The 22732-nt window shown below is 32.1% G+C and carries 24 protein-coding genes; 7 read left to right on the top strand and 17 right to left on the bottom strand.

Going from position 1 to position 22732, the window contains the following annotated elements; translation table 11 throughout:
- Nucleotides 1-230 precede the first annotated feature (230 nt).
- The 11 genes from atpG to PQ463_RS18120 form a co-directional block, all read right to left on the bottom strand.
- Entirely contained in the window at nucleotides 231-1091 is an 861-nt protein-coding gene (atpG, locus tag PQ463_RS18170; protein ID WP_274254886.1) for an ATP synthase F1 subunit gamma, read from the bottom strand.
- A 90-nt stretch (nucleotides 1092-1181) separates the two neighbouring features.
- Nucleotides 1182-2759, bottom strand: a complete 1578-nt coding sequence (gene atpA / locus PQ463_RS18165) for a F0F1 ATP synthase subunit alpha (protein ID WP_111368389.1) — start codon at nucleotides 2757-2759, stop codon at nucleotides 1182-1184.
- A gap of 37 nt (nucleotides 2760-2796) precedes the next feature.
- On the bottom strand, nucleotides 2797-3330 hold the full coding sequence (atpH, locus tag PQ463_RS18160; RefSeq protein WP_274254884.1) for an ATP synthase F1 subunit delta: 534 nt from the start codon (nucleotides 3328-3330) through the stop codon (nucleotides 2797-2799).
- Between the two features lie 4 nt (nucleotides 3331-3334).
- Complete coding sequence (locus PQ463_RS18155; RefSeq protein ID WP_008465836.1) at nucleotides 3335-3835, bottom strand: F0F1 ATP synthase subunit B; 501 nt, start codon at nucleotides 3833-3835, stop codon at nucleotides 3335-3337.
- Between the two features lie 90 nt (nucleotides 3836-3925).
- Nucleotides 3926-4123, bottom strand: a complete 198-nt coding sequence (gene atpE, locus PQ463_RS18150) for an ATP synthase F0 subunit C (protein WP_008465835.1) — start codon at nucleotides 4121-4123, stop codon at nucleotides 3926-3928.
- A gap of 34 nt (nucleotides 4124-4157) precedes the next feature.
- A complete protein-coding gene (gene atpB, locus PQ463_RS18145; RefSeq protein ID WP_274254883.1) occupies nucleotides 4158-5333 on the bottom strand; it encodes a F0F1 ATP synthase subunit A in 1176 nt (391 codons plus the stop codon).
- A 568-nt stretch (nucleotides 5334-5901) separates the two neighbouring features.
- Nucleotides 5902-6129, bottom strand: a complete 228-nt coding sequence (locus PQ463_RS18140; RefSeq protein ID WP_111378764.1) for an AtpZ/AtpI family protein — start codon at nucleotides 6127-6129, stop codon at nucleotides 5902-5904.
- Nucleotides 6110-6508: a bactofilin family protein gene (locus PQ463_RS18135; protein ID WP_111368379.1), complete on the bottom strand. Its 399-nt coding sequence runs from the start codon at nucleotides 6506-6508 to the stop codon at nucleotides 6110-6112. The genes PQ463_RS18140 and PQ463_RS18135 overlap by 20 nt, the downstream gene beginning before the upstream one ends.
- A gap of 12 nt (nucleotides 6509-6520) precedes the next feature.
- Nucleotides 6521-9133: a type IX secretion system periplasmic lipoprotein PorW/SprE gene (porW, locus tag PQ463_RS18130; RefSeq protein WP_274254882.1), complete on the bottom strand. Its 2613-nt coding sequence runs from the start codon at nucleotides 9131-9133 to the stop codon at nucleotides 6521-6523.
- Nucleotides 9134-9223: 90 nt separating this feature from the next.
- Nucleotides 9224-9919, bottom strand: coding sequence for an ABC transporter ATP-binding protein (locus PQ463_RS18125; protein ID WP_274254881.1), 696 nt, complete (start codon nucleotides 9917-9919; stop codon nucleotides 9224-9226).
- Nucleotides 9920-9964: 45 nt separating this feature from the next.
- Entirely contained in the window at nucleotides 9965-11425 is a 1461-nt protein-coding gene (locus tag PQ463_RS18120; protein ID WP_274254880.1) for a DUF5687 family protein, read from the bottom strand.
- 128 nt (nucleotides 11426-11553) lie between these two features.
- On the opposite strand from PQ463_RS18120, the gene PQ463_RS18115 reads away from it, so the two are divergent.
- From PQ463_RS18115 to PQ463_RS18105, 3 genes are all read left to right on the top strand, one after another.
- The gene (locus PQ463_RS18115) at nucleotides 11554-12606 is read left to right on the top strand and encodes a 2Fe-2S iron-sulfur cluster-binding protein (RefSeq protein ID WP_274254879.1); all 1053 of its coding nucleotides are present in this window, start codon (nucleotides 11554-11556) and stop codon (nucleotides 12604-12606) included.
- A 175-nt stretch (nucleotides 12607-12781) separates the two neighbouring features.
- Nucleotides 12782-13090: a hypothetical protein gene (locus tag PQ463_RS18110; RefSeq protein WP_111378759.1), complete on the top strand. Its 309-nt coding sequence runs from the start codon at nucleotides 12782-12784 to the stop codon at nucleotides 13088-13090.
- A gap of 140 nt (nucleotides 13091-13230) precedes the next feature.
- Complete coding sequence (locus tag PQ463_RS18105; RefSeq protein WP_274254878.1) at nucleotides 13231-13665, top strand: hypothetical protein; 435 nt, start codon at nucleotides 13231-13233, stop codon at nucleotides 13663-13665.
- Between the two features lie 42 nt (nucleotides 13666-13707).
- Here the strand turns inward: PQ463_RS18105 and PQ463_RS18100 are convergent, their stop codons facing one another.
- Both PQ463_RS18100 and PQ463_RS18095 read right to left on the bottom strand, forming a co-directional pair.
- Nucleotides 13708-14718 (bottom strand): glycosyltransferase family 9 protein, encoded by a 1011-nt coding sequence (locus PQ463_RS18100; protein ID WP_274254877.1) that lies wholly within the window; start codon nucleotides 14716-14718, stop codon nucleotides 13708-13710.
- A 43-nt stretch (nucleotides 14719-14761) separates the two neighbouring features.
- Nucleotides 14762-15367: a DUF4254 domain-containing protein gene (locus tag PQ463_RS18095; protein WP_095930592.1), complete on the bottom strand. Its 606-nt coding sequence runs from the start codon at nucleotides 15365-15367 to the stop codon at nucleotides 14762-14764.
- Nucleotides 15368-15477: 110 nt separating this feature from the next.
- Here PQ463_RS18095 and upp point away from each other — a divergent pair, with 110 nt between their 5' ends.
- Nucleotides 15478-16131, top strand: coding sequence for a uracil phosphoribosyltransferase (gene upp, locus PQ463_RS18090; protein ID WP_274254876.1), 654 nt, complete (start codon nucleotides 15478-15480; stop codon nucleotides 16129-16131).
- On the opposite strand, the gene PQ463_RS18085 is transcribed toward upp, so the two are convergent.
- Nucleotides 16126-17055, bottom strand: a complete 930-nt coding sequence (locus PQ463_RS18085; protein WP_274254875.1) for a DUF6427 family protein — start codon at nucleotides 17053-17055, stop codon at nucleotides 16126-16128. The genes upp and PQ463_RS18085 overlap by 6 nt on opposite strands.
- Nucleotides 17056-17196: 141 nt before the next feature.
- On the opposite strand from PQ463_RS18085, the gene PQ463_RS18080 reads away from it, so the two are divergent.
- Entirely contained in the window at nucleotides 17197-17427 is a 231-nt protein-coding gene (locus PQ463_RS18080; RefSeq protein ID WP_029271378.1) for a DUF6341 family protein, read from the top strand.
- Between the two features lie 42 nt (nucleotides 17428-17469).
- Here PQ463_RS18080 and purD read toward each other — a convergent pair whose 3' ends face one another.
- The gene (gene purD, locus PQ463_RS18075; RefSeq protein WP_274254873.1) at nucleotides 17470-18744 is read right to left on the bottom strand and encodes a phosphoribosylamine--glycine ligase; all 1275 of its coding nucleotides are present in this window, start codon (nucleotides 18742-18744) and stop codon (nucleotides 17470-17472) included.
- Between the two features lie 135 nt (nucleotides 18745-18879).
- Between purD and PQ463_RS18070 the strand changes: the two genes are divergently transcribed.
- Both PQ463_RS18070 and PQ463_RS18065 read left to right on the top strand, forming a co-directional pair.
- A complete protein-coding gene (locus PQ463_RS18070; RefSeq protein ID WP_274254871.1) occupies nucleotides 18880-20190 on the top strand; it encodes a phenylacetate--CoA ligase family protein in 1311 nt (436 codons plus the stop codon).
- A gap of 43 nt (nucleotides 20191-20233) precedes the next feature.
- Complete coding sequence (locus PQ463_RS18065) at nucleotides 20234-20755, top strand: ORF6N domain-containing protein (RefSeq protein ID WP_274254869.1); 522 nt, start codon at nucleotides 20234-20236, stop codon at nucleotides 20753-20755.
- 199 nt (nucleotides 20756-20954) lie between these two features.
- Here the strand turns inward: PQ463_RS18065 and PQ463_RS18060 are convergent, their stop codons facing one another.
- The gene (locus tag PQ463_RS18060; RefSeq protein ID WP_274254868.1) at nucleotides 20955-21722 is read right to left on the bottom strand and encodes a glycosyltransferase family 2 protein; all 768 of its coding nucleotides are present in this window, start codon (nucleotides 21720-21722) and stop codon (nucleotides 20955-20957) included.
- A 26-nt stretch (nucleotides 21723-21748) separates the two neighbouring features.
- Complete coding sequence (locus tag PQ463_RS18055; protein WP_274254867.1) at nucleotides 21749-22732, bottom strand: UDP-glucuronic acid decarboxylase family protein; 984 nt, start codon at nucleotides 22730-22732, stop codon at nucleotides 21749-21751.

The following is a 22732-nucleotide window of genomic DNA, read 5'->3' as shown; positions in this document are numbered from 1 at the left end:
ATTGTAACCCTTAAAAAAACAGAGCACTGGGATTAATAAAGCTAGTTTGTTCCCATGAAAGACAAAGCACACAGAGTTATCTGTCTATTTTTATAAAATGGTAGTGATTCTCAACTTAACTATAATTTGAGAATCACCATTTTATAAAAGTATTTTTAAAAAAGAATAAAACTTCCAATAAAAGAAAAGCCAGCTAATGCTGGCTTTTCTTTTATATATTATGGAATAGATTATCCGTTTAAAGCTTCTGCTCCACCAACAATTTCCAAAATCTCACTTGTAATCGCAGCTTGACGAGCTTTGTTATAAGTTAATTTCAATTGGTTTCTTAAAGCTGTTGCGTTATCTGTTGCTTTGTGCATTGCAGTCATACGTGCTCCATGCTCAGAAGCGAATGAATCGCGGATACCTTTGTACAATTGCGTTTTTAAAGACTTCGGAATCAAAGCCAATACAATCTCTTCTTTCCCTGGTTCAAAAATATAATCTCCAGAAGTTGCAGCAGTATCAGTGTTAATAGGTGCTAACGGTAAAAACTGCTCTACTTGAACAATCTGAGTCGCAGCATTTTTAAACTGATTGTAAACTAACTCAATTCTGTCGTATTCTCCAGTTAAAAACTTTTGTGTTAAATCATCTGCAATTCCAGCAACATTTTCAAATGTCAAATTATCAAAAATTGCATTATGATGACCGTGAATTTTATGCGTTTTGATTAAAGCATCACCACCTTTTTTACCAATGGCAAAAACGTCAACTTGCTTTCCTGCATAAAAATCAGTACGATTTTTAATCTCTTTAATAATATTCGAATTGAAAGCTCCACATAAACCTCTGTTTGAAGTTACAGCAACTAACAATACTTTTTTTACTTCACGTTGTGTAGTGTAATCTCCTCCTATTTCACCTTCTAGTGTAGCAGAAAGATCTTGCAATAACTCCGTTAATTTCTCGGCATAAGGACGCATTGCAGTGATTGCATCTTGTGCTTTCTTCAGCTTTGCAGCAGAAACCATTTTCATAGCCGATGTAATCTGCATCGTCGATGAAACGGAAGTAATTCTATTACGGATTTCCTTTAAATTTGCCATCTATTAATTAGAAAATGTGACAATTTTAAAATTAGATAATTAGAAGAATGATTGAACATTTTCTAATTATCTAATTTACCAATTATCTTATTAGTTATATTTTGCTGAAACTTCTTTTGCTGCTTTTTCGATAACGTCTGTAATAGCGTCATCTAATTTACCAGCTTTCAAAGCGTTAAGTGTATCTTTATGCTTGCTGTTTAAGTATGCTAAGAAATCAGCTTCGAATTCTTTTACTTTATTAACAGGAACATTTCTTAATAAGTTTTTAGAACCAGCGTAGATAATTGCTACTTGGTTTTCAACTGTATAAGGATCATTTAAACCTTGTTTCAAGATCTCAACGTTTCTTTTACCTTTTTCAATTACGTTTAAAGTAACTGAATCTAAGTCAGAACCAAATTTAGCGAAAGCTTCTAATTCACGGAATTGAGCTTGATCTAATTTTAAAGTTCCAGAAACTTTTTTCATTGATTTAATTTGAGCATTACCTCCAACACGAGATACAGAGATACCTACGTTAATTGCAGGACGAACCCCAGAGTTGAACAAATCTCCGTCAAGGAAAATCTGACCATCTGTAATAGAGATTACGTTTGTTGGGATATATGCAGAAACGTCACCAGCTTGAGTTTCGATAATTGGTAAAGCAGTTAATGAACCACCACCTTTTACGATAGACTTGATAGAATCTGGTAAATCGTTCATGTTTTTAGCGATACCATCATCAGCAATTACTTTACAAGCACGCTCTAATAAACGAGAGTGTAAGTAGAAAACGTCTCCAGGGTAAGCTTCACGTCCTGGTGGTCTTCTTAATAAAAGAGAAACCTCACGGTAAGCAACAGCTTGTTTAGACAAATCATCATAAACGATAAGAGCTGGACGACCAGAATCTCTGAAGTACTCTCCAATTGCAGCACCAGCGAATGGAGCATAAACTTGCATTGGAGCTGGGTCAGAAGCATTAGCAGCAACGATAACTGTATAAGCCATTGCTCCTTTTTCTTCTAACATTTTAGCGATTCCTGCTACAGTTGAAGCTTTTTGTCCAATTGCAACATATATACAGAATACAGGTTTTCCTGCATCGTAAAATTCTTTTTGATTTAAGATTGTATCGATACAAACAGTAGATTTTCCTGTTTGACGGTCACCAATAACAAGCTCACGCTGTCCACGACCAACTGGGATCATAGCATCAACCGCTTTAACTCCTGTTTGTAATGGCTCAGTTACTGGCTGACGGAAGATAACACCAGGTGCTTTTCTTTCTAAAGGCATTTCGTATAAGTCACCACCAATTGGTCCTTTTCCATCAATTGGAAAACCAAGAGTGTTTACTACACGTCCTACCATTTGCTCACCTACTTTAAGAGAAGCAATACGTTGAGTTCTTTTTGCAGTAGATCCTTCTTTAAGTCCAGTTGATGGCCCTAATAATACAACCCCAACATTGTCCTCCTCAAGATTCAATACGATACCTTCCATACCGTTATCAAATTCTACTAACTCTCCATATTGTACATTAGATAGCCCGTAAACACGAGCAATACCGTCTCCAACTTGAAGTACTGTTCCTACTTCCTCTAGCGTAGCACCAGATTCAAAACCTTCTACTTGCTTTCTTAATATTGCTGAAATTTCAGCAGGTTTGATTTCCGCCATCTTAATTTATAATTTAGACACTTTTTGTGTTATAAAACTAATTACTTAACTCTCTTTTTAATACTTGTAATCTGTTTGCAACAGAAGCATTGTATTGATTATCTCCTATTCTCAAAATAAATCCACCAATGATTGAAGGATCTACAATATTTTCAATTGTAATTTTTTTATCTGATAAAGTTGCAACTTTTGCTAAAACTTTAGCTTCTAAAGCGGCATCCATTGGGATAGCTGTAGTAACTTTTGCTACTTCAACCCCATTGTTTTCATCAAATAATTTATTGTATTCTACTGCAATTGCATCTAGAATTTCAAATCTTTTGTTTTCAAATAATAAACGGAACAATCCTTTTGTTACTCCATTTACATTTGCAAAAACTTCTAAAAGAGCACTTTCTTTAACCTCAACAGTTGTTGTTGGGTTTTGAATAAATGTACTCAATTCTGTATTTGTCCCAATTGCATTTGCAATTGATTTCATATCGTTATTTACAGCTTCGGCAACACCTTTAGAGTTTGCTAAGTCCAGAATTGCTTTTGCATAACGAATTGCTGCTCTTGTACCTGCCATAATCTTAGTTTAACTTTACGTCACCTAACATTTTCTCAACCAATTTAGTTTGAGATTCTTTGTTAGATAATTCTTCTTTTAATAATTTTTCAGCAATACTCAATGATAGAGAAGAAACTTGAGATTTCAATTCTGCCATTGCAGCATTTTTTTCGCTTTCGATAGCCGCTTTAGCTTGATCAATCATTTTTTGACCAGCTTCTTGCGCTTCGTTTTTAGAATCAGCAATCATTTTCTCTTTCATCTCGCGAGCTTCTTTCAACATCGCGTCACGTTCAGCACGAGCTTCATTCAAAATTCTTTGATTGTCAGCTTGTAAATTTTCCATTTCTCTCTTTGCATTTTCAGCAGAAAGTAATGCATTTTTAATACCTTCTTCTCTTGCAGTAATAGATTCCATAATTGGTTTCCAAGCAAATTTTACTAAAAGCAAAATTAATATTACCAAGATTAAAGCCTGCCAGAAGAATAATCCGAATGAAAAATCGTTAATTAACTTATCCATTTTATATAACTATATTAAATATTTAATTTCTTTTTTAAAAGTAACAACATCTTTAACCAACCGTTAAAGATGCTGTTATTTCTCTCTTTATTATTTTCCTAAGATTAAAGCAGCGAATGCTAAACCTTCTAATAAAGCCGCGATAATGATCATCGCAGTTTGAATTTTACCAGCAGCTTCTGGCTGACGAGCAATAGCGTCCATAGCAGATCCACCGATTTTACCTAAACCTAAACCTGCACCGATTACTACTAAACCAGCACCTACTAAAGTTGGAATTGTTCCCATAACTATTTATATATATAAAATTAAACTTCTAAAATTAAATAATCGCAGTTTCGTCTTCATGGTGGTGAGCGTGATCATGATCTTGAACAGCCATACCAATAAACAATGATGATAACATTGTGAAGATAAACGCTTGTAAAAATGCAACCAAAATTTCAATAACAGAGATAAACAAAGTTAATCCTAATGAGATTGGTAAATCTGCTGCTAAATTTTTTCCAACAAAAATCATTGCAATTAAACTCATAATTACTACGTGACCCGCAGTAATGTTTGCGTACAAACGAATTAATAATGCGAATGGTTTTGTTAGTGTTCCTAAAATCTCAATTGGAGCTAAGATAATTTTCATTGGAACTGGTACTCCTGGCATCCAGAAGATGTGTCCCCAATAATCTTTGTTTGCACTAAATTGAGTAATAATAAATGTAAAGGCAGCTAAACAAACTGTAATAGCAATGTTTCCTGTTACGTTGATTCCTAACGGAGTCATTCCTAATAAATTTAAAATCCAAACAAAGAAAAATACTGTCAATAGGTAACCCATATATTTACGGTATTTTTTCTCTCCAATATTAGGAACTGCAATTTCATCTCTGATGAAAATTACTAATGGTTCTAAAACTCTACCAAATCCTGTTGGGATCGGTCCTTTTTTATATGATTTTGCTAAACCAGTAAACATAAAGAATAATAGTACTGATACGAAAAGCATTGAAACAACATTTTTAGTAATAGAAAAATCTAATGGTTTTTCGTTTGATGGATGACCGTGCTCATCAAAGTTGATTGTTCCAGCTGCATCTGTTTTGTAAATTTTACCGTGAACTAATTTGTAGTAGCTACCGTCAACTTCTGCAACTTCTTCTCCGTGGTGTAATTTTGAAGAAGAGAAAACTTTTAAACCTCCATCAATAAGAATAACTGGTAATGGAAAACCGTAGTGTTTATTTTCTTTTTCATCTGAAAAGAAAACGAAATCATGAGAATCTTGTAAGTGGTGATCAATAAATGCATCCACTTTTGCCTTTGGGTCAAGAGCAACATGCTCTCCCTCTTCGTGAGCATTATGTGAAACTACTTTCTCTTCGTGAGCAGTTTCAGTTTGTACATGCGTCGAGTCATTCTCTGGATTTGCAAAACCCATAATCGGTAGAGAAGCTACAAAAGCAGCAAGAATAAAGCTGAGTGGTTTGTTTGAAATCACCATATCGTGGAAAATCTTATTTTTTTACGTTTCTAAAATTTGGTGCAAAGGTACATTTTTTATTAATATTCAAAAGGATATGAAAAATTATTTTTAAACCTTGTTTTAAAGAATTGTTATTTTAAGGCTTTTCATTTAATAATCGGACAGTTAAAAGCGTCTGAAATAACAAAAACAGCACAAATGTTATAAAAAAACTGACTTTTTCAACATTGGTTTCCCCTGTTTGATTTTTTAAAATTGGCTGCAGAACTAAATAGGCTAATAACATTTGTGTAAAAGTCCCGAATAGAAATGTCATTCCGACGATTTCAAAATTCTTGTTTTTTACTACTAATAATATAAGATATAACAAAGATGAAATCACAAAGAAAGATATGTACAGTAATTCTAAACTGTAATGAAATTTCTCCGTATTAATTTCACTAAATAAAAAAATGGCTTTATGTAGAATATAGGTTCCTAAAGCAAGGCATAACAAATAAAAAATCGGTTTGTAATTTTTTGAAAGCATTTGAAATATTTTTTGTGCAAAGATGCAATTTTTATCTCAAGACGTTTTACATACAAACTACTTTGTTTTATTGATATCATTTACTTGTCGGATTACATTATATAATGCAACTCCAACGCCGACCAATACAAAAATGGTATTATAATAAACTTTCGGGCTCGGATGTTTTTCATCAAGCCAAGTCCCGAAATAAGAGAATACAAAAATAATGACTCCCATTTGAAAGGGAATATTAATAAATGCTAACCATTTATTTCTTCTATCATTATTCGGTTCCTTTTCCATCTTCTAGCATGATTACAGGATTTGAATGGGCAAGCATGGTACAGGTTGCTGTGAAGTCGGCTCCTGGTTCTATTGAAAGTTTTCCTACTGCCACTTCTCCGTGTATTTGGGCGGTCGATTTAATATTAAGGGTTTCCAGAACTTTTATCTTTCCGTGAAATTCTCCTTCAATATCAGCATTATTACAAATTATTTCTCCTTTAACGGCTCCTTTTGCCCCAATCACTATTTTGCCTTGCGAAGTAAAGTTTCCTATCAATTCGCCGTCTAATCTAAAATCGGCTTTTGAGACTATGTCTCCTACTATTGATGTTCCTTCTACAATTCTATTTGTTCTTCCTAATTGTTCAGTTCCGTTTTTCTTTACTTTTTCAAACATGGCGGTTAAGATTTAAGGGGTTTTGGGGGCCAAGTATGCGTCCAAATTCTTTTTGATCTGAACGATCTTGTAATTATCATTTGATATTATTATTGCTTGATCTGGGATTTTATATTTTTTATCGTCTCTGAAAACTCCTGCAATATCATTTGCATAAGCCTCAGATTTTAAACCATGAATAACTACAAAACTTTCTGTTTTATTGTATTTATCCAAAGATGTTGTCAATCTTTCGTAATTTTCAACTAATAAAAATACTCGGATTGCTTCTTCAATTCTTTTAACTGCTTTTGTATCGCTGTTAGAAATACGATATAAGATTTTCCAGTTTTTAGTATCGGTTGTTGTGAAACTAAGTTTCTCCAAAACAGGAACTTGTTTCTCTAGAATTTCTCTGGCATTTTTACCTTCTTCACTGTTTGGATAATTATCTGCCACATTCTCAAGTCCTTTTTTATACGCTTCTAGACCATTTACTTTTCCTAAAGTATTGGCTTTTAATAATTCATATTTCGATACGATGTCATCTCCTGAATATTGATTAATCAGATTGTCAATATTGGCTAAGACTTCGTCGAATTTTTCTTCTTCAAAAAGTTTATACCATTTTTGATATTCTTTATCGGGACTAGAATTTGGATCGTCTTCTTTATTATTTAAAATGTGAGCATATCTCGAATCTGGATATTTCGTAGAAATCTCTGCCTTTATGGCTTCTGCTTTTGCCGGATTTGTAATCTGATAAATTTTGTACAAATTATACATAGACGGCAATACCAATTTTTCTTCAGGATTATTTTTAAGCAACTGTTCTAGTTTATCACTTGCTAAATTGTATTCTTTAAACTTCTCCTTATATATAAGTCCTAATTGATAGTATGAAAAATTGCGCTCTTTGCCAATACTATCCATAGCAGTTTGCGAAGTTGGAAGCTGTTCTACATAATATGCCACAGTATATTTTTCAGGAACAATTGTGTCTTTCAACGCATCGGCAACTTCTTTTGTATTAATGGTGTCTTTCATTGCAGCATCGTTTGCAGCTCGTACTCCTGCCAATCTCCAATTTCCGCCCAATGTTCTACTACCCCACATTTTTTTAAACTGAAGTTTTCCGTAAGCAACAGTTGTCGGATTGTAAAAATAAAATGTACTTGCATTATCATTTCCGCCTGGAGGCATGCCAATTCCTTCTGGTTCTACTGGCTTACCTAAAGAATTAGGATTAACAGCTCCGTTTCCTGAAAAATCTGCTTGAGAATTTCTATCAATATTGGCCAATCGCTCTTTTTCTTTTTCTTCTAAAAGACGTTTTGCTTCATCTTTCTTTTTAAGCTCGGCAATATAATTTTCGAAATAATCTTTCTTTTCATTCGGCGGCAAGTTATATACCTTAATAATACTGTCATTGCGTTTTGCAATGGCTTCGTATTTAATTACGTCGTCAAGATTTTTTCTGTTTTTTTCTATAAAAGCATATTCTCTGGTTTTAGGATCCAGTTTTACCAAAGTACTGTCATAATATTTGGCTGCCATTGTATAGTTTGTATTTTTAAAATACATGTTTCCAATATTTCTATAAGCCGAAGCCATCAAATACGGATCTTTAGATTTTCTGCCTAAAGATTTATTGTAGAAGAATAATGCATTTTCTTGATCTTTCTTTTTGTCGTAATAAACTCCCATTTCATAAAAAAGAACATCATAATAAGGACGATTTTCACGATCGGTTACCAGTTTATTAAATGTTTTTAAGAAAATCGTATCATTATCTTTCCCATAATCAAACATTTGTGCTTTTTTCGCGTAAGCGTGCATCATATACTTACGATCTGCCTTTCTGTTTAAATCGATAACAGCATCATAGAAATAAATGGCACTGTCACGTTTTCCTTCTGCCTGATACATTTGTCCAAGGATAAAACGATATCTTGCACGTTCTTCGTTGCTTTTTGTAAATTGCTCAGCAACTCTCAGTCTAGAGACAGCGCTATCTTTCTGTTCAAGATTAATAAAGGCTTCTGCCAAAAGCGCATTGGCATCAGCATAAGTCTGTTTATCTAAATCTGTTTTTTTAAGTAAGATTTTGATGTTTTTAAGAGCAATTGCATCATTGCCTAAACGCATGTTGGTTTTTTCGCGCCAGATTTTTGCGGTATAAATATTATTGCTTTCTGGATATTTGTATAAAATGTAATTGAATGCCTCAATTGCTGGAATAAAACGCTGATCATAATATCTTGCTTTTCCTAGCATAAGATACGCTTCGTCCATCTGCCAGTTTCTTTCCCTTCCGCCAATATTCATAGAGTGTTTCTGAATGGCTTTTGTAGCTTTAGTTTCTGCTTTTTCAAAATCAGGATTTTTAGCTTTTTCGCCTTCAGAAAAATTTTCATCAAACTGCATTTTTTCAATTGGCAGCTGTTTCCAAAAATTATCTTCATTATTGGCCTGAATAGACTTTAAACCTTTATCAAGGCCAATTCCTCCGTTATAAAGAATATTATATTTGGTCCCAATCGAGTGAGAACTTCGAGCCAAAAAGGTATTCTTTTTGGTAGAACAAGCTATCAAAAAGAATAAAAAAATCGGAATAAAACTATATTTAAGAGTATTCTTTTTCAATAGAAAAGAGTTTAAAACACATAACTACTAAAAACTAATTTTAGTATAATTACTTGTAAAAATACGGTTCTTTTTGAAATATAGAAATTCTTACACAGCAAAAAATAATTCTAATTCTTGTAAGGTTTCTTTTGAGGTCTGAATATCTTTAACAATTTCTCCTTTATTAAGAGCAACAATTCTATCACAAACCTCCACGGTATGCTGTAAATCATGGCTTGAGACCAAAACAGTTACATTTGGATCATCTGCTAATTCTCTGATTATTTTTTTTAATCGGCTAACTGTTGTTGGATCTAAATTTGCAAAAGGTTCGTCTAAAATTACAACTTCAGGATTACCAATAAGTGTGGCAATAATACCTACTTTTTTCTGATTTCCTTTAGAAAGGTCGCGTAGGTATTTTTTGTTCTTTAAAATTTCTCCATTAAAAAACTCTTCGTGTTTTGCTAACAATGCATCAATATCTGCTTTGTTTTGATTTCTTAAATCTCCAATAAAATAAAAATATTCTTCTGGAGTCAAATATCCAATAAGGAAGTTTTCATCTAAAAAAGAACCTGTAAAAGATTTCCAATTTTCACTTTTATTTACTTGAATATCATTGCTTTTTATATATCCTGTTGATGGTTGGATTAAATCTAAAAGCAAACTGAAGAAAGTTGTTTTTCCTGCTCCGTTATTTCCTACCAACCCAAAACTTTGCCCTTTTGGAATTTCTAGATCACTAATATTTAAAACTGTTGTTCCGTTGTATGTTTTTGAAAGCTGATTTACTTGTATCATAATAATTTTAGATTGTTGATTTCAGATTTTAAATTAATTATCCTATTAACCCTTTTGTTTATAAGCACTTATTGTACTGTATTTCTCAATTTTATATCTTCTTTCTATTAATGAAAACACTTTTTCTTTAAATATAAAACCCAAGATACCAGCTCCCGCAACCAAGCTTAAAGCCACTGTTTTATCTGCGAAACGTAATCCTATCCAATACAATACTAAAGGCAGAAATATTTTTGGCAAAGACAAAAGCATCGAATTCACATTAAAGGCTTTTTTGTCTCCAAAAGCTCCACCGGCGTTACTCAAATCAATTGGCGTTTTTGTAAAAGCTCCGCCTAAAAGTACCAAATGAGAATTGACTCCAATATTATAAATCGCTCCAACAACAATAGTTAAATATACTTCCCATCCATACAAAAGATAAAAAGAAGCCAAAATGGTAGAAATGAAAGTAGCAATTACAATAAGCCACCATTTTGCGGTAATATAACCTCTATACGGAATATTCTGGGTCATCATTAATTGATAATATGAACTGTCCCAGCTTGGTACAAACTGGCCAAAAACAAATAGAAATCCTCCTGAAACAAATATTCCAGCAAAAATTTGCATAGCAGGTGGCTGATGCGTATTTCCAAAGAAAATTAATCCGTAGAATAAAAAGATTACACTCATTACTATAGTGGTTTTTGACCTTTTATTTCTTTTAATGAGTTTAATGTCGTTTTTAAGAAAAGTTCCTAAAGTCCCAAATTGATTCAGCCAAGCCAGATTTTCTGTTGATGCCACATCGTGTTTTACAGAAAGACCTGTGTCTAGGTATAAATTCTTTTCGAAATATTTAAAAGTAAAAATATAAAGTCCTATTAGTATTAAAATCGGAACTAAGAACACTCCATCAGTATCGTAGAAATTTTGAAAAAATGGAGTTGTAAATATAGTGATATCAAATAATTTATAATATTGTGCACCTCCTAAAACTACTATCAATACTACAAATACAGCAAACAATTTGTCAATATTACTCAAGATAATATTCAGGAAATTATTGATGTATATCATCGCCATTATTCCTAAATGCCAAAAAATAATTTCGACAACATCATATCCATTCAAAATTAACACAACTGAAAATGGAATAAAAAATAAAGCATGTACCCAGTTAAAAAAAGACAAAGCCGTTTTGCCCAAAGAAAAATGAACAATTGTTGGTTTCTGAAAAGGGAGAACCAATAAAGGTTTAATATTCAAAACAGGAATTGACTGTAATAACAATCGAATTATTAAATCTAAAAGGAAATAGTAAAAAAGAAATTTGTTAACCGTTACTAATGGTTCCAATTTCATATCCTTTAGAACATAAAATGCTCCAACGCCCATACCAATAAAAATTAGTGAAAAATAGATCATCAGAAAACCTATTATAATTTTCATTGCCAGGTTTTTACCGAAGGATGCCGACCTAATAAAAGCCTTCCATTCGAGGTAAATAAACTTCTTAATCATGGTTTTTGGTTTTAATATTTTTGTAGTAAGAGACCAAATGTAGGAAAACGTTACAAAAAAAGTTAAAAAAAATAATTTCGTGCTAAAATTTTAATAGTGGTTTGCTACTTTTGCATAAAAATTCTATCATGCCTTCATTCTTAAAACTTATAATTAAAGAGGTTAAACGCGAAACTGCAGATGCTGTTTCTATCCTTTTTAATGTTCCCGAAGAACTAAAATCTGACTATAATTTTATAGCAGGTCAATATATAAATTTAAAACTAACTCTTGATAACCAAGAAATTAGACGTGCTTATTCTATTTGCTCTGCACCAGACAGCGGCGAATTAAGAATTGCTGTAAAAGCAGTAAAAAATGGTCTTTTTTCTCAGTTTGCCAATACTACATTAAAAGCTGGAGATGTTCTTGAAGTAGGTCATCCAGAAGGTAAATTTACTTTTGAACCAGATGCTGAAAGACAAAAAAACTATGCTGCATTTGCTGCAGGAAGCGGAATTACTCCAGTTCTTTCTATTATAAAGTCAGTTTTAAAAAATGAGCCAAAGAGTTCATTTGTATTGGTTTACGGGAACAAAACTCCTGAAAGTACAATCTTTCACCAAGAACTTCACGATTTACAATTACAATATGTGGGCAGATTTTTTGTGCATAATGTGTACAGCCAAGCAAAAGCCGAAAATGCTTTATTTGGAAGAATTGAAAAATCTGCTGTGAATTTTGTTTTAAACAACAAACACAAAGAACTTCAATTTGATAAGTTTTTCCTTTGCGGACCAGAAGACATGATTAACACTGTTTCTAATGTTTTGAAAGAGAAAAATGTAAAAGAATCTGCTATCAAATTTGAGTTGTTTACTTCTTCTTCTGAAGAACATGCAATCCAAGGTTCTCAAGAAGGACACACAAAAATTACTGTTTTGGTAGACGATGAAGAAACTACTTTTGAGATGTCTAAAAAACAAACAATTCTTGATGCAGCTCTAAAACAAGGTGTTGACGCTCCTTATTCTTGCCAAGGCGGAATCTGCAGCAGCTGTTTAGGACGCGTTACAAAAGGAAGTGCCGAAATGACGAAAAATTCTATTTTAACAGACGGCGAAATTGCTGAAGGATTAATTTTAACATGTCAAGCGCATCCAACATCAGAAACTATTTATGTTGATTACGACGACGTTTAGTCTATAAAATTCCAATATCAAAAAATTCCAAATTCCAACTTTACAATTGGGGTTTGGAATTTTTTTTTCTCCGATTCTTATTTTTAATTTTTGTTAAAGTTTAAATCCTTGATAAAGATAAAACTACATTTACATTCCTTTAAATTGGAATTTAAAAATTGAAAATTAATTGTTTATGAAATCGGTACGAGAAATTTTTAGAAACAAAGAATATCTTCTGGACGAACCTGAAGTTATGAAACTGGTTGATTACTGTGAAGAACTTCAGGATGATATTGTTGAACTTAAATTTCAAAAAACTGACAATAAAGAGCTTGCTTTGCTTGACATGATCAAAGAAGTTATAAAAGGATGTGATGCCATTGAAAGAGAGCAAATGGAACATGAACGATATGGTTATGACGCACCCAATTACCAAGAAACCATCGCAAATCTAAAAAGCTATATTTACCGTCGCTGCCGCGATGAGAAGATTTGGCTCTGATTGAAATAAAAGCAAAATTTTATCAAAATATTGCCGATTTTTCATTAAATTAGAGGTATAATTATGGCAATCTCAATCTAATGGTTTGAGATTTTTCAGAGCTAAATCAAATTTTGTCAAACATTTAAACATTAAATATCATGACAGCTCACGTTCACCACTTTCATTTATATCTATTTATTATGCTGGCTGTAACTGCTTCGCTATGCGTTCTGGCAGTTATTATAAAAATGAAAAACAAAAAAGGTCCTAAATTGCTCGAAAGAGAAAAATACAATTCAACTTTGACCGAAAAAATGGTAGAAATAAAAAAGACAGATTCGAATATTTTTAATATTTGGCCTTATGTAAGTAAACTTAAATCGGCGAAAGTCTTATCTAAAAAAATTAAAGATCATGACTTAATTTATAAAATTTACAGAGATTCATCCAATAAATTCGAACACATTCTATTGTCAACCGAAGACAAAAATAACTTTGTCTCCATTATAGTAAACAAAAAAAGAAGAAAAACGATAGGATATTCTTTCCTCGATTCTAATGAAAGATATGTTTTAAACAAAAATATTGCTTAAAGATTAAAAAAAAACTTCTCATAAAAAGAGAAGTTTTTTATTTTATGAAAGTTGCTCTACAACCTTGTCAACGACCTGTTGTGGTAAAATTGTCCTCATCGCATCCTCATAACCTTCAACAACTTTATTTCCATAAACAGAAGTCGGTAATTTTGGATATTGATTTCGGTCTGAAGTCAGTGCATTTTCTAAACTTTGATTAAAAGGCAAAAATCCTGAATAAGGATGCGTCGCACCCCAAAGTGTAATGACTTTTACACCCAACATTGCTGCGATATGCGCATTACCAGAATCCATAGAAAGCATGACATCAAGATTGCTGATCAATTGTAATTCCTGCTGAAATTTGATTTTTCCAGCCATATTTATTACATTTTTAAAAGGCTCAGAAATTGAGTCCAAAATTTCAATTTCTTTCTTTCCTCCGCCAAAAAGTAAAATTTTACAAGATGGATTTTCAGCCAATTTTGTAATTACCTCTTTCATTAAATCTAAAGGATAAACTTTAGAATCGTATTGAGCAAAAGGTGCAATTCCTATAAGTTTTTGATTTTCATTTCCGATAATTTGTACAATATCAGAACTTAAAACTGCTTTTTCAGGAAATGTTGGTTTTGATAAATCTAAAGGAAAACCAAGTGCTGAAAATACTTTTACATGTCTTTCAAACATCGTTGGCAATTGTTTGAAAATCTTGTTTTCTTCACGCGTTAATTCTTTTTTTCCTTCGCGACCTTTATCTACGGTTGCTCTTTTTTTTCCGCTTAAAGCGAAAAGCAAACTCACAACTTTAGATCGTAAAACATTATGAAGATCGGCAAAAGCATCAATCTTCAATTTTTTCACATCTTTAAACAAGCGTAAAAGCCCCAGAAATCCCTTATGTCTTTCTTTTTCATCAAAAGCAAAAAATTCCAGATTCGGAATTCCGTCAAAAAAGGGTTTGAAAAATGGACGAGAAATCACGGTTAGTTTTACCGTTGGATATTGTTTTACAAAAGCGCGTAAAACAGGAACCGTCATGGCGACATCTCCCATTGCGGATAGTCTCATGACGGCTATATGCTTAATTTTGCTAGACAAGTCTGCCAAATTATTATTTTTTATTTTGATATAAAACTGGGTTCAAATCGTCGTCGTTGTACATTTTCATTTGTTTGTACACTTTCATGAATTTATCTCCGTTTTCGATATCTGTCAATAATTCTTCAATTGCTGTAGATAAGTCTGTTCTTTGCTCTAAAAGGATATTTAATTTTTCCTGGCATTTATCTCTGTGTTCCTGAGAAGCTTCTGCACGATTTGCTTCCTCATGCATGTGATAAATTTTTAAAGCCAAAATCGATAATCTGTCAAAAGCCCAAGCTGGACTTTCAGAATTGATTTTTGCTCCGTCTTTTACTTTTACATTGCTGTATTTTTGTAAAAAATAACTATCTATATATTCCACCATATCAGTACGTTCCTGATTTGATGCATCAATTCTTCTTTTTAAAGTTAAAGCCGCTACAGGATCAATCTGCGGATCACGAATAATATCTTCAAAATGCCATTGAACTGTGTCAATCCAATTTTTTAGATATAACAAATGTTCGAATTTATCTTTTGGATATGGATTATTTATTGGCTGATCTACATTATCAAACTGGTGATAATCTTTAATGCTTTGTTCGAAAACAGAATATGCTAATTTTGAAAACATGTCTTTATTTTTTTATAGATACAAAGATACTTTTTATACTTTTATGCTGCGAAGAAAAGGAATTATTTTTCGTTTCATCATTATATCTCTAAATAAATTACAATTTCATCATGAAAATTCATTATATCTCTGAAAATAATAGCGTTTTAAATCATTTCTTAGGACAAATTAGAAATGTAAATGTTCAAAATGACAGTATGCGTTTTCGTAGAAATATTGAGCGTATCGGAGAAATTATGGCTTATGAACTGAGCAAAATTTTGCCATATAAAAATGTTGATATTCAAACACCTCTTGGAATTAAGAAAACAACAGAAATTGATGCAGATTTAGTTTTATGCCCTATTCTACGAGCTGGATTACCGCTTCATAATGGTTTTTTAAATTATTTTGATCATGCAGAAAACAGCTTTGTTTCTGCATGTAGATTTCACCCAAATAATGATGACGAATTTGAAATTCGGGTTGAATATCAAGCTATTTCAGACTTAAATAATAAAACGGTTTTATTACTTGATCCTATGCTGGCCACAGGACAATCGATTGTAGCAGTTCACAAAAAACTAATCGAGAATGCTACTCCAACAGAAATGCATATTGTTGTTGTTATTGCCGCTCCTGAAGGAATCAAACATCTAGAGGAAAACCTTCCTGAAAACTGTCATTTATGGGTAGCGTCTTTAGACGAAAAACTAAATGAGAAAAACTACATTGTTCCTGGTCTTGGCGATGCTGGCGATCTTGCTTACGGAAGCAAATTATAATTGAGAGAAAAAAGTAAATAAACTACACACAATCAGTGTATAATAAACAATTTCGTTATTAAGTTTCTGTTGCATATATTCTACATGGCTCGTTGCCATAATACTTAATGGTGCAATACTAAACAATAATAAATCGTTGCTTTTGTTTGGCGAAATGATGAAAACAAAGACTGCTATAAAAAAACAAGCCACTACTTTCTTATACGAAGAATGTACAATTTGAGGTCTATTTGACAGGGTCATTAACATCGAAGTAACAAAAAACAAGGCTACTGCTGTATATATCGAAAGTGCGGCATTTTCGTAATTATTCTTAAAATAATCAATTCTAAAATCGATTACAGCTCTTTCTTGAATAAAAGCTAGGGCATCAAAATTTAGAATTAATGATGTCATATAGAATAAAATTGTTACGCCCAAAAGTGCAATAAATGGCAAAACCCAGTTTCTATAATCTCTTGAGACGTGAAAAATAATCGAAATGTAAACCAATATTAAGAAGAGAATACTCCAAAATTGAAATAAAGAAGCTACAAAAATCCAAAACGCGGCATCAAATATTTTTTCTTTTGAAGCTTTTAGAGATTGCAGTGAAATTAATCTTCGAAGTGCCAATAAAATGAAAAAATTGGCATAGATAATATTTGAGTTATTAAATATGGTCGGAAAAAATAAAATAAACAACAAGTAAAAAAGTATCGCGTAACCATTGTCTTTACTGAGTCCATTCTTTTTTACAATGAAATTAATCATAAAAAAAGAAGCCAAAATAAAGCACAACAAACTCACTTTTTGAAAAGCCAAAAAATAAGAAGTAACCCAAGATGGGTCTTTAATTTGGAACATAAAAAAGAAAACCAGTATTAAAATTACAACCAATGAATAATTTAATGGCGTAGATTTTTTAAAAACACTTGTTATCATAAGGATATTTTATACTTTTGTGATTGTAAAGATAATACTTGTTTAAAAGGAAAAACCTAACAAGTTGAAAAAAGATTTGGTTTACCGAATTTTATCTTCAAGGCATTACACAACAATAAATAACATATAATTTTTAAAATTATGACAGCTTTTTTTGAAGGAATTCAATACCTATTTGTTAACATTTTGTTTGCTCCTCTTGACTTTTTACGTCGTTTAGAATTAATTACATGGTTTGGTGCAAACACTATTAACTGGATTTTTATGATCATCTGTGCATGCGCAATCGTTTATTGGATTAAACAATTACGTATTTTTGATGACGCTGGAACAGAAAACCAAGATACAACGGCTCATTCATTTTTAAAATAAAAAACCAAACCCTTTAATTAAAAAGGGCTTGTGTATTTATTTTTAGATTAAATCGAAACCGATATCTTTTCTAAAATACATCTTATCAAAGCTTAGTTTATCTATGTTTTGGTAAGATTTTTTTATGGCCTCTTGGAAATTATCTCCGTAAGATGTTACAGCAATTACACGTCCTCCATTAGTAACGACATTTTCGCCATCTAATTTTGTTCCCGCGTGAAAAACAATTGAATCTGTAATATTTTCTAAACCAGAAATTACTTTTCCTTTTTCAAAATCTTCAGGATATCCGCCAGAAACAACCATTACAGTTGTTGCACTTCTTGGATCAACTTCTAAATTAAAGTCGCCTAATTTCTGATCTGCAACAGACAAAAACAATTCTACTAAATCTGATTTTAATCTCGGAACCACAACTTCAGTTTCAGGATCACCCATTCTCACATTGTATTCAATAACAATTGGTTCTCCTTTTACATTGATCAGACCTATAAATACAAAACCTTTGTATTCAATTCCGTCTTTTTGGAAACCTTCGATTGTTGGTTTTACGATACGAGTTTCAATTTTTTCCATCAAAACTGCATCTACATAAGGAACTGGAGAAACCGCTCCCATTCCGCCTGTATTTAAACCTGTATCTCCTTCTCCAATTCTTTTATAATCTTTTGCAGTTGGAAGAATTTTATAACTTTTTCCGTCTGTTAAAACGAAACAGCTCAATTCGATTCCGTCCAAGAATTCTTCAATAACCACTTTTGCACTTGCTGTTCCAAATTTTGCATGAACCAACATGTTTCTTAATTCTGTTTTTGCTTCTTCAAGATCCTGAATAATCAAAACACCTTTTCCAGCTGCTAATCCATCTGCTTTTAAAACATATGGAGGTTGTAGTGTTTCAAGAAACTTACATCCTTCTTCAACTGTTTCGGCAGTAAAACTGTCATAAGCCGCTGTTGGAATATTATGTTTCATCAAGAATTCTTTTGCAAATTCTTTACTTCCTTCCAATTGCGCACCTAATTTTGATGGTCCGATAACTGGGATATTTTTTAAACTTTCGTCGTTTTTAAAATAATCATAAATACCTTTTACTAGTGGATCTTCAGGTCCTACGACTACTAAACTTATATTTTCTTTAAGTACTAATGCTTTTACCGCTTCAAAATCTGTCGCAGATATTGCAACATTTTCAGCAATTGCAGCAGTTCCCGCGTTTCCAGGTACTACAAAAAGTTTTTCGCAAAGCGGACTCTGTGTCATTTTCCATGCAAATGCATGCTCTCTTCCGCCTGATCCCAATAGTAAAATTGTCATGGTGTTGTTGTATTTTAGTTGTGGTGCAAAAATAATTGCTTTTGAACGTAAAAAATAATTAAATCTCAAAAACTTCGTGATTCTTGATTGTTAGTAATTGGTAAATACTATTTTTGACGAAAATTATCCCGAAAAATGATTCGCCTTTTTGATCTTTCACTCAAGCTAAATGGTTTTCCAATTAAGGAAGCCAAAGCTGAATTGGATAAAATTGTTCATTTTTCAGAAGAAGAATATGCTTCGTTTCTTCAAAACAAAAAAGCAGAAATTGTTGATTTTCATCTTAAAAAGAATTCTTTTTACAAAGAATTGGCTGGAAATGCAACCGCACAAAATTGGGAAAGTCTTCCAGTTTTAAACAAACAAAATCTACAAAAACCTCTGGAAGAAAGACTTTCAAAAGGCTATTCTAAAAAATCAGTTTACCTCAACAAAACATCTGGATCCAGCGGAACTCCTTTTGTTTTTGCAAAAGACAAATCTTCGCACGCCTTAACATGGGCTTCAAATATTATGCGTTTTGGCTGGTTTGGGATAGATTTTAATCATTCGTATCAAGCACGTTTTTATGGTATTCCGATGGATTTTATTGGATACCAAAAAGAACGTTTCAAAGATTTCCTGACGCATCGTTTTCGTTTTCCTGTTTTTGATTTATCTGATGAAGTTTTGGAGAAATTCCTAAAAAAATTCAAAACCAAAAAATTCGATTACATTAACGGTTATACCAGTTCTATTGTATTATTTGCCAAATATTTAGAACAGAAAAATATCATTTTAAAAGAAATTTGTCCAACTTTAAAAGCTTGTTTCGTAACCTCCGAAATGCTTTTTGAAACAGATAAAAAACTGTTGGAAAAACAATTTGAAATTCCAATTATCAGCGAATATGGCGCTTCTGAACTAGATTTAATTGCTTTTGAAAATCCTCAAGGAGAATGGCAGGTAAATGCTGAAACACTTTTTGTAGAAATTTTAGATGAAAACAATAATCTTGTTCCACATGGAACGGAAGGAAAAATTGTAATTACTTCCTTATTCAACAAAGCAAATCCATTTATTCGATATGAAATTGGCGACATTGGTATTTTAGACGAAAAAAGTACGCCTCAAAAACCAATTCTAAAAAAATTAATTGGAAGAACCAATGACGTTGCAATTCTTCCAAGTGGTAAAAAATCTCCAGGTTTGACATTTTATTATGTGACCAAAAGCATAATTGAAGATGATGGAAATGTAAAAGAATTTATCATCAAACAAAACAAAATTGATACTTTTGAAATTGAATATGTTGCTGAAAAAGAATTAGTTTCAGAACAAATTCAAAGAATAAAAGAAGCCATCAATTTGTATTTAGAACCCAATTTAAACTTCACTTTTACTAGAAAAACAGTTTTAGAAAGAACCAATCGTGGAAAACTAAAACAGTTTAAATCTTGTTTGTAAATATAAATAAAATCTTACATTTGTTTTGTTAAATTAAAAACTCATGAAAGATCAATCTTTACTTGCTGAAGAAACAATTTCTAATAAAATATATTTTATCCGTGGTCAAAAAGTGATGCTTGATCGTGATTTGGCTTTGCTTTATGGAATAGAAACCAAAGTTCTTAAACAATCTGTGAAAAGGAATATTTCAAGATTTCCTGATGATTTTATGTTTGAGTTGTCTCAAAATGAATTTGAAAACTTGAGGTCACAAATTGTGACCTCAAGTTGGGGAGGAACTCGAATATTTCCTTTTGCATTCACTGAACATGGAATTTTAATGCTTTCAAGTATCCTAAAAAGCGACAAAGCGATTCAGACAAACATTCAAATCATGAGGATTTTTACGAAAGTAAGACAAATGCTTCTAGATACAACTGAAATTAAAGTTGATATACTTCAGATTCAGAAGAAGTTAGAAAATCATGATAAAAATATTGAATTGGTATTTTCTTATTTGGATGAATTAACTGAAAAGAAAGAAAATGAGTCTGAACGAGCGAAGATTGGTTATAAAAAATGATTCTTTAAGATCACAAATTGTGATCTTAAATTCTAAATGAAATTCTTTAAGGCCGCAAATTTCGACCTTAGAAATCGAAACGTGCTTTAAAAAAATTGGAGGTCGCAAGTTGCGACCTCCAATTCTATACTAAATTCTTCAAGGTCACAAATTGTGACCTTGAAACTTGAAGTCGCAATTTGCGACTTCAAGTTGAATTTTAAATCTTCTTTATATACTTTGGTTTGATTATCAACTGAGTAAATAAGAACCTCATCATTAATAAAACAGAAAAAATGAGATTGTACCCGTGAAAATCGCGATAAACCCCAAAATTGTGTTTTATCAATTTAAATTTTGAAGATGAAATAGAATCTTTTCGAATTCTATAAAAAGCCAGACTTTCTGGAACCGCTTTTGCCGTTTTTATTTGTTTTAAAATGGTAAGCCATATTCTCCAATCTTGTCTCTTTTCTGAAGATTCTAATTTGATTTTTCCAAAATATTCAGCATCGTAAATAGCCGTAAGATTACCAACGTAATTACAGAAAAACAATTCTTTGTAAGTTAAAGGATTTGGTGATTCAACTCTTCTGTTTAAACTATTTCCTTCTTCATCAATAGAATCGTAATAACTAAAAGTAAATGGCTGATTATTTGCTTTTAAAAACTGAATCTGTTTTTCCAATTTATCCGAAAACCATATATCATCGGCATCGAGATAGGCAATGTATTTTCCGGAAGCTTTTTCTAAAGCTTCATTTCGGGCAAAACCATTTCCTGAATTTTTGGATAATTTGAATAATTTTATTCTGCTATCATTTTGGACAAATTCTTCTATAACAGAAACTGTTCCGTCTGTAGAAGCATCATCAATCAGAATCATTTCCCAATTTTGATAGGTCTGATTTTGAACTGATTCGATAGTCGCTCTAATGAACTTTTCAGTATTGTATGTTGGTGTTAAAATAGATACTAAATCGTTCATTAGATTTATTCTTTCAGAATCTTAATTTATTTTATATAGTTTGAAAAGTCTTTATGTTCTTCTTTTGCCAGTTCTTCTGGAGATAATGATTTGAAATACTCATACGTGATTTTCATACCTTCAGCACGGCTCACTTTAGCTTCCCAACCCAACAATTCTTTTGCTTTTGTTGTATCTGGCTGACGCTGCAATGGATCGTTTATTGGCAGCGGATGATAAACCACTTTCTGACTTGTTCCTGTCAGTTTTATGATTTCTTCCGCAAAATCTTTGATTGTGATTTCGTCTGGATTTCCAATATTTACTGGATAAACGTAATCTGAGTGCAGTAATCTGTAAATCCCCTCAACTTGATCGTCAACATAACAGAAAGAACGAGTTTGCATTCCGTCTCCGAAAATAGTTAAATCTTCTCCGCGTAATGCTTGTCCAATAAATGCAGGAATTACACGTCCGTCGTTTAATCGCATTCTTGGACCGTAAGTATTAAAAATACGCACGATTCTAGTTTCTACGCCATGAAAAGTATGATATGCCATTGTTATTGATTCCTGAAAACGTTTTGCTTCATCATAAACGCCTCGAGGACCAATTGTATTTACATTTCCGTAATATTCTTCTGTCTGTGGATGCACTAAAGGATCTCCATAAACTTCAGAAGTTGATGCAATCAAAATTCTTGCTTTTTTAACTCGCGCCAATCCTAATAAATTATGCGTTCCTAAAGATCCTACTTTAAGAGTTTGAATCGGGATTTTTAAATAATCGATCGGACTTGCCGGTGAAGCAAAATGCAGTATATAATCTAAATCACCAGGAACGTGAACAAATTTGGTAATATCATGATGATAAAACTCAAAATTTTCCAGTTTGAATAAATGCTCAATATTTTTAAGATCTCCTGTGATTAGATTATCCATTCCAATTACAAAATAACCTTCTTTAATAAATCTGTCACATAAATGCGATCCTAAAAATCCTGCAGCTCCAGTAATAAGTATTCTTTTCAT

The organism is Flavobacterium sp. KACC 22763 (assembly GCF_028736155.1).
GTDB lineage: Bacteria > Bacteroidota > Bacteroidia > Flavobacteriales > Flavobacteriaceae > Flavobacterium.
The sequence above is the reverse complement of the archived record's forward strand: the minus strand, read 5'-3'. Positions and strand labels throughout refer to the sequence as shown.